Source organism: Lysobacter sp. N42 (genome assembly GCF_004344885.1).
This window is the reverse complement of the sequence record NZ_SKFB01000036.1, coordinates 24902-36806: the sequence shown is the minus strand read 5'-3', so window position 1 is coordinate 36806 and position 11905 is coordinate 24902. Positions and strand designations below refer to the sequence as shown.

The following is an 11905-nucleotide window of genomic DNA, read 5'->3' as shown; positions in this document are numbered from 1 at the left end:
CTGCGCCTGCGCGTCGCCGGCGCCGCGCTGCGGGAACAGGCGTGCGTGCAGGGCGTCGACCGCGGGATCGATCGCCTCCGCGCCGCCCGCGCACAGGCGGCGCAGCGCGAGCGCGAGGCGCCGCTCGTACTCGCGGTAGCGGCGCAGGTAGATGCGTCCGTCCTCCAGCACCAGCGGGCGGTCCTCGGGGGTCGCGTCCTCACCGTCCGGCTGCGCCACCCACGGGCACTGCGCGAGCGCGGCGCGCCAGGCCTGCGCGGCGGGCCATTCGATGGGCGGCTCGACCAGCATCGCCGGCGCCTCGGGATCGAAGGCCGGATGGCCCTGCGCCACCGCGTAGGAGGCCAGCGCGGCGGCGGCGAGCACCGGCGGCTCGACCTCGCCGTCGATGCGCTGCAGCGCATGCGCCAGCGCCAGGTCGACCGGGCGCAGCGCGCCGCTGCGCTGCAGGGCGTCGAGCAGGCTCATGCGTGGCCTCCGGCGAACAGCGCATCGAGCGCGTCGACGAGTTCGCGCGGCAGGCGCTGGGCATGGATGCCCGGCGACGGCGCGCGGCGCGCGTCGACGCCGCGGCAGAACACGTAGCGCACGCCGCCGACGCAGCGCTCGTAGTCGTAGCCCTCGCCCAGCCGGAAACGCAGCCAGCGGTGCAGCGCCAGCGTGTAGATCGCCGCCTGCAGGGTGTACTCGCCCTCGTGCATGGCGCGCTCGAGCGAGGCCGGCGAATAGTCGGGCAGGCGGTTGGTCTTGTAGTCGAGCACGAAGTACTGCCCGCCGCGGGCGTAGACGAGGTCGATCTTGCCCGTCATCAGGCCGTCGAGCCTGCGCCGCGTGCCGAAGCCCTGGCGGTCGGCGAGCAGGCCGTGCGCCTGCACGGTGGCCAGCAGCGCGTCGACGGGCACGTCCTTCAGGGCGAAGTGGAACTCCATCTCCGCGCGGCGCGCCCCGAGCGGCACGTCGCACAGGCGCGTGCCCTCCGGCAGCGTGGCCGCGAGCGTGTGGCCGACCAGCGAACCCAGCAGCGGCAGGCCGGCCTCGATGTCGGCCTGCGCATAGCCTTCGGCGCGGAATGCGTCGACCAGCGCGTCCTGCTGCCCGGCCGGCACCTCGCCGCCCGCCCAGCCGGCCCAGGCGGCGAAGTCGACGCGCTCGAGCGCGCCGTGCACCACGTCGCCGAAGCGCGCGCCGACGAAGCGCGGATCGTCCACGGCCTCGCGGACCGGCGCCTCGTCGGCCTCGTCCTCGCGCCCGCCGCGGGGCAGCAGCGTCTCCACCGGCCCGGCGGCCTGGCGGGCCAGCGCGCTGAAGGAGTAGATCGCCCAGTCGCGCGACAGCGCGCGCCGCGCCGTGCGGGCGCGCGGCAGTTGCACGGGCGCGGCGAAGCGCAGCGGCGCGAGGTCGTCGGCCGGCACGCGGTCGTCGACGAGGATGCCGTCACCGGTGAGCGTGGCCATGTCGCCCAGCAGCGGCGCGAGCGCGGTGGCTTTGGCCTGGTACATCGGGCCCGCGCAGAGCCACAGCGCATGCTGCGCGCGCGTCAGCGCGACATAGAGCAGGCGCGCTTCTTCGGCGAGGTCCTCGCGCGCGGCGCGCTTCTTGTCCTCGTCGCCGGGCGCCAGGTGCAGCACGCGGCCGTCCGGCCCGTCGAGCATGCAGCGCGCATACGAGCGCGCCTTGCGGCCGATGCCGGCGAAGGGCAGGAAGACGAACGGGAACTCCAGGCCCTTGGACTTGTGCACGGTCAGCACCTGCACGCGCCGCGCATCCGATTCCAGCCGCAGCTGCTGCTCGGGGTCGTGGTCGTCGGCCGCGGCGATGCGCGCGCGCAGCCAGTCGACCAGCCCCTGGGGCCCGAGCGCGCGCTGCCAGGCCTGCTGCAGCGCCTCGCCCAGCTGCATCAGGTCCGACAGGCGGCGCTCGCCGTCGACCAGTTCCAGCAGGCGCGGTGCGGCCCGTGCGCAGAGCTCGTTGACCAGCGCCAGCGGGCCCGCACGCAGCCAGCGTTCGCGCCAGCCGAGCGCGCGCTCGAGCTCGCGCGCGCGACGCGCGTCGTCGCGCAGCAGGGCGTCGATGTCCGCGGCATCGAAACCAAGCAGCACGGTGGCGAGCGCGGCATGCAGGCGCAGCGGGTCGGCGGGCGCCGTCAGCGCTTCCAGCAGCGCGAGCATCTCCAGCGCCGACTCGGTGGCGAACAGGCTGGACTGGCCGGCCACGACGGCGGGAATGCCCACCGCCGAGAGCCCCTGCTGGATGCGCTGCGCCTCGCGGTGCGTGCGCACGAGCACGGCGAGGTCGCCGGGTTCGACCGCGCGGCCGTCGATCGCGAGGCGACCGACCTGCGCCAGCGCGAGTGTCTCGTGGACGGCCTCCACGCAGGCGCGCGTGGCGAGCGCGCGCGAATCCTCGGCGTCGATATCACGGCCATCCGCGCGCGCCGGGACGCGGCGCAGGGTGAGGCCGGGCGCGGGAACGCCATCGCGCAGGCAGGCCCCGTCGCCGCGCAGGCCGCCGGGCGCGACCGCGCGGAAGGCGATGCGATCGTCGACGAAGGCCGCCGCGCCCGCGTTCGCGTACAGCCGCTCGATGCCGCGCAGCACGCAGGGCCGCGAGCGGAAGTTGCGCAGCAGCGGGGGCGCGTCCGCGGCCACGCGGCCGGCGGCCAGGTAGGTGTGCACGTCGCCGCCGCGGAAGCCGTAGATGGCCTGCTTGGGGTCACCGATCAGCGCGAGAAAGCGCGGCGCCGCGGCGGCCTCGAAGTCCAGCGCCTCGTCCGACAACGGCGCGAGCGAATCGTCCTCGCCGAACAGGCGCCGGAAGATCGACCACTGGCGCGCGTCGGTGTCCTGGAACTCGTCGACCAGCGCGGCGTGGAACTGCCCGCGCAGCCGGCGCGCGAGCGTGCGCCCCTGCGGGCCGTCGAGCGCGGCGGCCACGCCGTCGATCAGGTCGTCGAAACAACGCACGCGGCGCTGGCGCTTGAGCTGCGCCATGCGCCGGGCCGCGAGGTCGCGCACGCGGTGCAGCAGGGCGATCTCGCGCTGCGTGGTCCAGGCCTCGAGCTCGGCCTTCGCGGCCAGGTAATCGCGCGTGGCATCGAAGACCGGCGAGGCCACGGCGCCGAGGTCGCGCCCCTTCCGAAGGCAGGCGGTCAGCTTCTCCAGGGTGAGGAGCTCGAGCTTCTCGTGCGGCTCGGGCAGCGGCGCGCTGCGACTGCACCAGTCGTGCATCGCCGGCCACAGCTTCGCGAGCGTGGCGTCCTTGACCATGGCGCGGTTGAGCACGCCATCCGCGAGCGCGGCCTCGATGCAGGCACGTACCTCCTCGCCATGATCCATCCACGCGGCGCGCAGCGAAGCCGCCGCCCGCTTCAGCGCCGGCAGTGGCGATTCGCCCGGCATGGCGGCATCGGGCACCACGCGGGGGGCGCGCATGAGCTCGACGAGGTCCGCGGCCAGCGCTTCCGGCCCCGCCTTCCACAGCAGCGGGAGCAGGTCGGCCCAGGCGTCGTCGGAAGCCAGCATCCGCCACACGTCGGCGGCGACGTCCTCGCGCAGCTCGCGGTCGTTGCCCAGCAGCGTGCTGTGCGCGAACGGCTCGCCCGCCTCCAGCGCATGCTCGGACAACACGCGCGCGCAGAAGCCGTGGATGGTGTGGACGGCGGCGAGGTCGAGTTCGCGCGCGGCCTGCACCAGGCGCGCGCGCAGCGCGGCGGCGTCCTCCACGGCCTGCCTTCGCTCGACGATGCGCCGGCACAGCGCGATCTCGTGGGCGTCGCCGTCGCAGGGCAGGCCGGCGGCCACGCGCGCGGTCAGCACCAGGCGCCGCCGCAGGCGCGCGCGCAGCTCCTGCGTGGCGGCCTCGGTGAAGGTGACCGCGAGGATCTGCCCCATGCGCAGGCCGCGCTCGACCACCAGCCGCGTGACCAGCGTGGCCAGCGTGAAGGTCTTGCCGGTGCCGGCGCTGGCCTCGATCCGGTGCAGGCCGGTGAGCGGCAGGTCGAGGTAGGGATCAGGCTCGCCCGGCGCGTCGAGCATCGGCGGCGGCAGTTCGACGATGCTCATGCCTCGGCCTCCGCCTTCAGCACCGCGTCGAAGATGCGGCGCGCGAGCTGCTGGAAGCGCAGCGCGGCCTCCTCGCGCGCGAACGGGTCGCGCCCGCGCAGCGCCAGTCGCGTCGCCGGCGTGAGCCCTTCGGCCCAGCCATGGCTGTCGAACCACTTGCCGCGCGCCTTCTCCAGGGCGCGGTCGTCCTGGCCGTCGTACCAGAGCCAGCCCGAGGTCGCGCCGAAGGGCAGCGGCTCGGCCAGGCCCTCCTCGCGCAGGCGCAGCAGCGCGGCCAGCACGGCGCGGGCGCGCGCCGCGTCCACCGGCGCGCGCTCGATCACGCTGGCGCGGCCGCCGTCGAGCACGAACTGCCACAGTGGCGTCGGCCGGCCCAGCGCATTGGCGACCAGCCAGTCCAGCCCGTGGGCGATCTGCGAGGGGCCGTGCAGCGCGCCGAAGCGCAGGCGCGCCAGGCCGTGGGCGTGCAGCGGGGCGAGGCGCCCGTGCAGCAGGCGGTCGCCGAGCTCGAGCTGGAAGCCGTGCACGTCGCCCTCGACGCCGCCCTGCCAGGCGGCGAACTCGCGCGCGAGCGGCTCGATCTCCTCGACGATGGCCTCGAGCAGGCGCAGGCCGAGCACGCCCGGCGGCAGCAGGCCCTGCGCGCGCAGGCGGCGATCGAGTTGGGCGGTGCGCGCGGCGAGCACGGCATCGAAGACGGCGCCGCGCAGCGCATCGCGCATGCGCCAGGCCAGCGCCAGCGGCTCGACGTCCTGCACCGGCGCGCCCACCTCGGGCAGGCGCAGTTGCAGGCGCTGGCGCAGGAATTCCTGCGGCGGCTGGCGCAGGAAGCGGGCGAGCTCGTCGAGCGCGACCTCGCGCACCGGCGGGTCCGGCGGCGGCAGCGCCTGCGTCACCCACGGCGGGTGCTCGCGGCGGCGCGCGGGCGCGCAGGCCGCGGCGGCCTGCCACTCGGCGCGGTAGCTGAAGCGGCGCGGCTCGGTCGCGTCGCCGTCGGCGCCGAAGGCCTCGGCGCTGAAGGGCTGCAGCGGATGGCGCACGACCAGGCGGCGGGCCGCCTCGCGTGGCTCGGCGTGGTACGCGCCCGCGACGTCGAGCAGCTCGTTCACCAGCACCGACGGCTCGCGCGCGCTGCCGTCGCGCGCGTCCTGGCCGATGTAGCTCAGGTAGAAGACGTCGTTGGCGGAGGCCAGCAGCTGCAGGAACAGGAAGCGGTCGTCCTCGCGCAGCGAGCGGTCGCCGCGGCGGCGGCGCGTGGTGTCGAGCTCGCGCACGATCTGGTCGAGGCCGCCGGCCGGGTCGCAGCGCGGGAACGCGCCGTCGTCCAGGCCCAGCACGCAGATCGCGCGGAAGGGCAGCAGGCGCATCGGCACCATGCGGCCGAAGCTCACGCCGCCGGTCATCAGCGGCGCGCGCGTGTCCGGCTGCGCCAGCAGCGCGTCGAAATGCGCGCGCACCACCTCGGGCTCGATGGGCGTGACGACGCCGGCGCGCCGCGCGCCATCGGCGAACTCGCCCACCAGCGTGCGCAGGCGATCGAGCGCGCGCTCGTCGGCGACCTCGCGCGGGCGCTCGGGCAGCACCGCGGCGAGCAGCCCGAGCAGGCGTTCGCGCCACTGCTCGGGGGTGAGCGCGTTCGACAGCGCACGCTCGTAGCGGCGCAGCACGTTGAGCAGCCCGACCAGCACGTCCAGCGCGGCGATGTCGCCGCCTTCCAGCTGCGGCGCGCCGGCGACGTCGCCCAGCAGCGCGTCCGAGCCGGTGGCATGGCCGAGCAGCAGGCGGTCGAGCGCGAACTGCCAGGTGTAGAGCGTGTCCTCGGGCGCGCCGTGGCGCGCGCGGTGCGCGCCGTCCAGGCCCCAGCGCGCGCCCGCCTCCTCCAGCCACTCGCGCAGGCGCTCCAGCGAGAGCGCGTCGAGCCGGGCGTGCTGGGCGATCGCCGGCGTGGCCAGCAGGTCCAGCACCTCGTTGAGCCCCAGGCGCGACACCGGCAGGGCGAGCAGGCGCGAGAACACCTCGGCCAGCGGCTCGCTCGCCAGGGGGCTGGTGTCGGCCACGGTGTAGGGGATGAAGTCGCGCGTGCCGTGCGCGCCGCCGAACACCGCCTCGATGTAGGGCACGTAGGGATCGATGTCCGGCGAGAGCACGGCGATATCGCGCGGCTGCAGCGGCGGATCGAAACGCGGGTCCTCCAGCAGCGCGCGCAGCTGGTCGTGCAGCACCTGCACCTCGCGCAGCGACGTGCAGCAGGCATGCACCTGCAGCGAGGGATCGGCGACGTCCACCGCTTCGCGCCAGGGCGCGGGCGCGCGGCGCTGCAGCAGGTCGCGCTTGATCCGCGCCAGCAGCGTCTCGTCGGCGGGCACGTCGCCGCGCTCCTCGGCATCGTCGTAGGCCGCCAGCTCGAAGGAGGGGTGCACGATCTCGTAGCCGCCCAGCACCGCCATGAAGTCGCGCCCGGCCGCGCCCCAGGCCTGCAGCAGCGGGTTCTCGTCGGCCTCGGCGTCGTCGCCGAAGGCGGCGGCATCGCCCAGCGCCAGGCGCGAGGGCAGCGTGCGCACGTCGCCCCAGTACGGGCGCGTGGGCGAGGGCAGGTAGAAGTGCAGGGTGCCCACGCGCGCGGCGCTGGCGACGATGCGCAGCACGTCGGGGGAGGCGCCCATCGTGGCGAAGGCGAACAGCCGCGCGGGCAGGCCGGCCGGCACCGCCTCGCCGTCCGCGCCGAAGCGCTCCAGGTAACGCGCGATGCGGCGCGCGCGATGCGGGCGGTTCGCGGCCAGCCGCCGCCACAGCGCGGCCTGCGGGTCGCGCGGAGCTTCGCCGGCGTCCCAGGCCAGCAGCCAGTCGCGGCGCCAGGCGCCGTAGCGCTCGAAGGTGGCCGCCAGCTCCCCGGCCAGCGACCAGGCCTTGAGCGCGTCGACCTCGTCGGTGCCCGCCTGCAGGTAGCCGCGCAGCGGGCGCAGCGCGGGATCGCGCAGCACCGCGGGGTCGGTCAGCAGCGCGTGCAGGCGCCAGCGCATGGCCTCGAAGTCGAGGTCGTCGGCGCGGCCCTCGACGTTGGCATCCAGCGCATGGGCGACGAACTCGCCCGGGGTCAGGAACACGATGTTGGCGGCGATGCCGTGCGCCTGCGCCAGCGTGGCCTGCAGCCAGCGGCGCATGGACGGCTGCGGGATCAGCACCACGTCCGGCTCCAGCAGCCCCTGCGCAGGCGCGGGGCGCCGGAGCTCCTCGGCCATCAGGCCCGCGAGGATTTCCAGGGAATTGGAGTGGTACAGGCGGAAATCGGCCGCGGCCATGCGCGCCATCTTGCCGCAGGATGTCGCAGCCGGTGAGATCGCGCATCAGGCTGCACTGAGACTGAAGGCCGCCCTGTCCTCCGGCAGTGGCCGGCGGCCGGCCCCGCTGCGACAATGCGCGCACTCCCGGCCCGTTCAGCCGCGCGCCGGTAGCCTTCGGCGCCTTTCGCGCGCCCGCGCCCGAGCCCCATGACCGAACCCGCCCCCATCGTCGCCCTGCGCGGCCTGCGCCTCGCGCGCGGGGGGCGCAGCATCCTGCGCGACGTCGACCTCGCCGTGCGTCCGGGCGAGGTGGTGGCCGTGCTGGGGCCCTCCGGCTGCGGCAAGTCCACCCTGCTGGCCGCGCTCACCGGCGAGCTCGAGCCCGCCGGCGGCAGCGTCGAGGTGCTGGGCGCGCCCATGCCCACGGGCGGGCGCGCGCTGCTGGCCCTGCGCCGGCGCATCGGCGTGATGCTGCAGGGCAACGGCCTGCTCACCGATCTGTCGGTGGCCGAGAACGTCGCCCTGCCCCTGCGCACCCATACCGACCTGCCCGGGCCGGTGCTGCGCCGGCTGGTCGAGATGAAGCTGCATGCGGTGGGCCTGCGCGCGGTGGCCGATGCCATGCCGCGCGAGCTCTCCGGCGGCATGGCCCGCCGCGTGGCGCTGGCGCGGGCGCTGGCGCTGGACCCGCCGCTGATGATCTACGACGAGCCGCTCACCGGCCTCGATCCCATCGCGTCGGGCGTGGTGATGAGCCTGGTGCGCCGCCTCAACGACACGCTGGGCCTGACGTCCATCGTGGTGACCCACCACGTGCACGAGACGCTGCCGGTGGCCGACCGTGCGGTGGTGATCGCCGACGGCCGCATCATCTTCACCGGCACGCCGGCCGCGCTCGAGGCCTCGGACGATCCCTTCGTGCGGCAGTTCCTGCGCGGCGCGCCCGACGGCCCCATTCCCTTCGACGCCGCCCCGCGCGCGGCGGGAGCCCCGGCCTGATGCCGTTCGCCGCGACCGTCCGCACGCTCGGCCAGGCCGGGCTGTTCTTCTTCGCCGTGCTGCGCGCCAGCCGCCCCACGCGCGACTTCGGCCGCGAGCTGGTGCGCGAGGTCTACAAGATCGGCGCGCGCTCGCTGCCGATCATCGCCGTCGGCGGCGCGTTCGTGGGCCTGTCGCTCACGCTGCTGGGCTACAAGGCGCTGGTCACCTACGGCGCGGCCAACCAGGTCAGCGCGCTGCTGGGCCTGGGGATGTACCGCGAGCTCGCGCCGGTGCTGACGGGCCTGCTGTTCATCGGCCGCGCGGGCAGCTCGATCGCCGCCGAGCTCGGCCTCATGCGCGCCACCGACCAGATCACCGCGCTCTCGCTCATGGGCATCGACCCCGTCGGCAAGGCGGTGGCCCCGCGCTTCTGGGCCGCGGTGCTGAGCGTGCCGCTGCTGACCGGCTTCTTCTGCAGCTTCGGCATCCTCGCCAGCTACCTGGAGGCCGTGCACGTGATCGGCCTGGACGCCGGCCCGTTCTGGCAGGTGATGCGCGATGCGGTCGACTTCCGCGACGACTTCCTCGTGGCGCTGTACAAGTCCGCCGTGTTCGGCGCCGTGGCCGCGCTGGTGGCCGCGTTCGTGGGCTACCACGCCGAGCCGACCATCGAGGGCACGTCGGTGGCCACCACGCGCGCGGTGGTCAATGCCTCGCTGCTGGTGCTGATGTTCAACTTCGTACTGTCGGCGCTGCTGTTCAGGTGACGGAGCAGGGATCCGGGATTCGATCCAGCCCGTCCCGCGATCCCTGCCGACCCCGTCGAACTGCCCTGCCGAATCCCCAATCCCGATTCCCGAACCCCGGCCCTTCCCCATGCGCAGCCCAAGAATCGAATTCGCCGTCGGCACCTTCCTGCTGCTCGCGCTGGCGACGTTGCTCGCCCTGGCCGTCGCCTCCACCAACGGCCGCTGGGGCACCGGCGGCGACGGCTACGTGGTCAAGGCGCGCTTCTCCAACGTCGGCGCGCTGCGGCCGAACTCGCCGGTCAGGATCGGTGGCGTGACCATCGGCCGGGTGGCGGAGATTCAGCTCGATCCCACGAAACTGGACGCCGTCGTCTCGCTGGCCATCGAGGGCAAGTACGACGCCCTGCCGTCCGACACCGCCGCGGGCATCTTCACCGCCGGCCTGCTGGGCGAAAGCTACGTCGGCCTGACCCCGGGCGGGGACCCGGAGCCGCTGAAGCCGGGCGACGAGATCTACCTGACGCAGCCGTCCGTGGACCTGCTCCAGCTGGTCGGCAAATACATGTTCAGCGGCGCGGGCGAGTCGAAGGACGCGCCTGCCAGCGAAGGCGATGCCGCCGCCCCCACGGAGTAAAACGCCATGAAGCGCACCACCCTGTTCCTCGTGCTGTCCGCCGCCGCCGCGCTCGCCGCGCCGGTCGTCACCGTCGCCGCCAAGGCCCCCGCGGCCGCGGCGCAGCCCGCGCTCGGCCAGCCCGGCCGCCTGGTGCTCGACAACAGCACGCGCATCCTCGCCACGCTCGACATCCGCCGCGCCGAGTTCACCAAGAACCGCGCCGCGCTCAAGCAGTTCGTGACCACCGAGTTCGACCGCATGTTCGACCGCAACTACGCCGCGCGCCTGGTGCTGGGCGCGCACGGCCGCGGCGCGTCGGAGGCGGACGTGGCGAAGTTCGCCGACGCCCTGAGCGAGAACCTGATGGCGCGCTACGGCTCGTCGCTGCTGGACTTCAACACCCGGCTGCGCGTGCGCGTGAAGTCCGAGACGCCGGTCGGCAACGGCAAGGCCATGAAGGTCTCCACCGAGATGCTGCGCGCCGGCGGCGAGCCGATCCCGGTCGACTACCTGATGCGCAACGTCGGCGGCCAGTGGAAGGTCTTCGACGTGATGGTCGAGGGCGTGAGCTTCGTGCAGACCTTCCGCAGCCAGTTCGACGCGCCGCTCAAGCGCGGCTCGATCGCGCAGGTGGCGGCCGACCTCAAGGCCGGCAAGCTGCAGGCCGACGCACGATGAGCGCCGCGCACGTCCGCCGCGACGGCGACGTGCTGCGCATCGAGGGCGCGCTCGACCGCGCGGCCGTGCCTGCCGCCTGGGACGGCCTGCGCGCCCTGCTGGCGGGCGCGACCACGGTCGACGTCACCGCCGTGCCGCAGGTCGACAGCGCCGGGCTGGCACTGCTGGCCGAGCTCGCGGCCGCCGGCCTGCGCATCCACGGCGCCCCGGCGGGCCTGGCCGAGCTGGCCGCTGCCTACCGCCTCGACGCGACGCTGGGTTTCGGCCCGGCGGCCTGAGGCCTCGGGCCGGCCCGCTAGACTAGGCGTCATGGTTCCGCCCCGTTCAATGCCCGCACGCCGGGCGCCCGCCGCCTGCGCGCTCGCGCTGGGCCTCGCGCTCGTGTTGCCGGTGCAGGCGCAGGACGGGGGCATGCAGGCCGGCACCGCTATGCCCGCGGCTGCGCCAGTGGCCGCCCCGGCCGGGTCCGCGCAGGCCCCGCCCGCGCCTTCGCCGGGCGTCGAGGGCGGCTCACACGAGGCCGGCGACCTGCCGGCGACCGACGACCGCGCGGCCGTCGACACCGACGCGCCGCCCGGGGACGCAGCGGACGCGCAGGAGCCGGTCGACCCGGCCTCGCCTGTTGCCGACACCGCTCCGCCCGATCCCGCCGGCGAGCCCACCGCCGCCGAGGACGACTTCGAGGCGCTGTACGGCGCGGCCGGCGACCACGGCGCGCCGGCGCGCCCGGCCGCCTACGACCCCTGGGAGCGCTACAACCGCCGCATGCACCGCTTCAACAACGCGGTGGACCGCCGCGTCGCGCGCCCGCTGGCCAGCGCCTACGTGCGCGTGGTGCCCGCGCCGGTGCGCAGCGGCGTGAGCAACTTCTTCAACAACCTCGGCCAGCCCGTGTCCGCGATCAACGCGCTGCTGCAGGGCAAGCCGAAGCAGGCGGCGCATTCGCTGGGCCGCTTCGTGCTCAATTCCACCCTCGGCATCGGCGGCGTGTTCGATCCGGCCACCGCCGCGAAGCTGGAGAACCGCAGCGAGGACTTCGGGCAGACGCTCGGCGTCTGGGGCTGGAGGCGCTCGCGCTACGTCGAGCTGCCGCTGTTCGGCCCGCGCACGCTGCGCGACGTGCTGGGCATGGCCGGCGACGCCCCGCTCTCGCCGCTGCGCCAGATCGACACCGACCGCGTGCGCGTGCCGCTGCAGGGCATGCAGCTGGTCGACCTGCGCGCGCAGCTGCTGTCCACCGACGCGCTGCGCGAGGGCGTGGAGGACGACTACGCCCTGGTGCGCGACGCCTGGAGCCAGCGCCGCGACTACCAGATCCGCGGCGACCGCGACGACTCGCTGCCCGACTACCTGCGCGAAGACCCCACCGTGGTGCCGGTCGACGCGATGCCGGTGCCGATCAACAACTGAGGCGTCGCGCGTCCCGGTCCGGCGCCGCCCTGACGCCGTGCGCGGAGAGGGTGGGTCGCGCGGTCGCGAATACGCTCGGCGTGACGCCAGGGCCGGCCTGCGGGTGACGCCCGCAGCGACGGCAACACG

At 75.0% G+C, this 11905-nt stretch carries 8 protein-coding genes and 1 pseudogene; 6 read left to right on the top strand and 3 right to left on the bottom strand.

What is annotated here, in order from left to right:
- From EYQ95_RS22205 to recC, 3 genes and pseudogenes are all read right to left on the bottom strand, one after another.
- Positions 1-468: pseudogene (locus EYQ95_RS22205) on the bottom strand (exodeoxyribonuclease V subunit alpha); the annotation flags it as partial.
- Entirely contained in the window at positions 465-4061 is a 3597-nt protein-coding gene (locus EYQ95_RS22200) for a UvrD-helicase domain-containing protein (RefSeq protein WP_243700039.1), read from the bottom strand. The gene EYQ95_RS22200 and the pseudogene EYQ95_RS22205, both read right to left, overlap by 4 nt.
- A complete protein-coding gene (gene recC, locus EYQ95_RS22195; protein ID WP_132330651.1) occupies positions 4058-7369 on the bottom strand; it encodes an exodeoxyribonuclease V subunit gamma in 3312 nt (1103 codons plus the stop codon). The genes EYQ95_RS22200 and recC overlap by 4 nt, the downstream gene beginning before the upstream one ends.
- A gap of 180 nt (positions 7370-7549) precedes the next feature.
- Here recC and EYQ95_RS22190 point away from each other — a divergent pair, with 180 nt between their 5' ends.
- The 6 genes from EYQ95_RS22190 to EYQ95_RS22165 all read left to right on the top strand — a co-directional run bounded on the left by EYQ95_RS22190 (position 7550) and on the right by EYQ95_RS22165 (position 11776).
- A complete protein-coding gene (locus EYQ95_RS22190; RefSeq protein ID WP_132330649.1) occupies positions 7550-8341 on the top strand; it encodes an ABC transporter ATP-binding protein in 792 nt (263 codons plus the stop codon).
- Positions 8341-9090 (top strand): MlaE family lipid ABC transporter permease subunit, encoded by a 750-nt coding sequence (locus tag EYQ95_RS22185; RefSeq protein ID WP_132330647.1) that lies wholly within the window; start codon positions 8341-8343, stop codon positions 9088-9090. Before EYQ95_RS22190 ends, EYQ95_RS22185 begins: the two co-directional genes overlap by 1 nt.
- Before the next feature lie 109 nt (positions 9091-9199).
- Complete coding sequence (mlaD, locus tag EYQ95_RS22180) at positions 9200-9706, top strand: outer membrane lipid asymmetry maintenance protein MlaD (protein WP_132330645.1); 507 nt, start codon at positions 9200-9202, stop codon at positions 9704-9706.
- A gap of 6 nt (positions 9707-9712) precedes the next feature.
- Positions 9713-10366 (top strand): phospholipid-binding protein MlaC, encoded by a 654-nt coding sequence (locus tag EYQ95_RS22175; protein WP_132330643.1) that lies wholly within the window; start codon positions 9713-9715, stop codon positions 10364-10366.
- Positions 10363-10644: a lipid asymmetry maintenance protein MlaB gene (locus EYQ95_RS22170; RefSeq protein WP_132330641.1), complete on the top strand. Its 282-nt coding sequence runs from the start codon at positions 10363-10365 to the stop codon at positions 10642-10644. The genes EYQ95_RS22175 and EYQ95_RS22170 overlap by 4 nt, the downstream gene beginning before the upstream one ends.
- Before the next feature lie 133 nt (positions 10645-10777).
- Entirely contained in the window at positions 10778-11776 is a 999-nt protein-coding gene (locus EYQ95_RS22165) for a VacJ family lipoprotein (protein ID WP_132330652.1), read from the top strand.
- Positions 11777-11905: the final 129 nt, after the last annotated feature.

Bases quoted from the DNA above. Each gene is read 5' to 3' on its own strand.
- recC (WP_132330651.1), bottom strand. From the start codon at position 7,369: ATGGCGCGCATGGCCGCGGCCGATTTCCGCCTGTACCACTCCAATTCC.
- EYQ95_RS22185 (WP_132330647.1), top strand. From the start codon at position 8,341: ATGCCGTTCGCCGCGACCGTCCGCACGCTCGGCCAGGCCGGGCTGTTC.
- EYQ95_RS22170 (WP_132330641.1), top strand. From the start codon at position 10,363: ATGAGCGCCGCGCACGTCCGCCGCGACGGCGACGTGCTGCGCATCGAG.
- EYQ95_RS22200 (WP_243700039.1), bottom strand. From the start codon at position 4,061: ATGAGCATCGTCGAACTGCCGCCGCCGATGCTCGACGCGCCGGGCGAG.
- mlaD (WP_132330645.1), top strand. From the start codon at position 9,200: ATGCGCAGCCCAAGAATCGAATTCGCCGTCGGCACCTTCCTGCTGCTC.
- EYQ95_RS22175 (WP_132330643.1), top strand. From the start codon at position 9,713: ATGAAGCGCACCACCCTGTTCCTCGTGCTGTCCGCCGCCGCCGCGCTC.
- EYQ95_RS22165 (WP_132330652.1), top strand. From the start codon at position 10,778: ATGCAGGCCGGCACCGCTATGCCCGCGGCTGCGCCAGTGGCCGCCCCG.
- EYQ95_RS22190 (WP_132330649.1), top strand. From the start codon at position 7,550: ATGACCGAACCCGCCCCCATCGTCGCCCTGCGCGGCCTGCGCCTCGCG.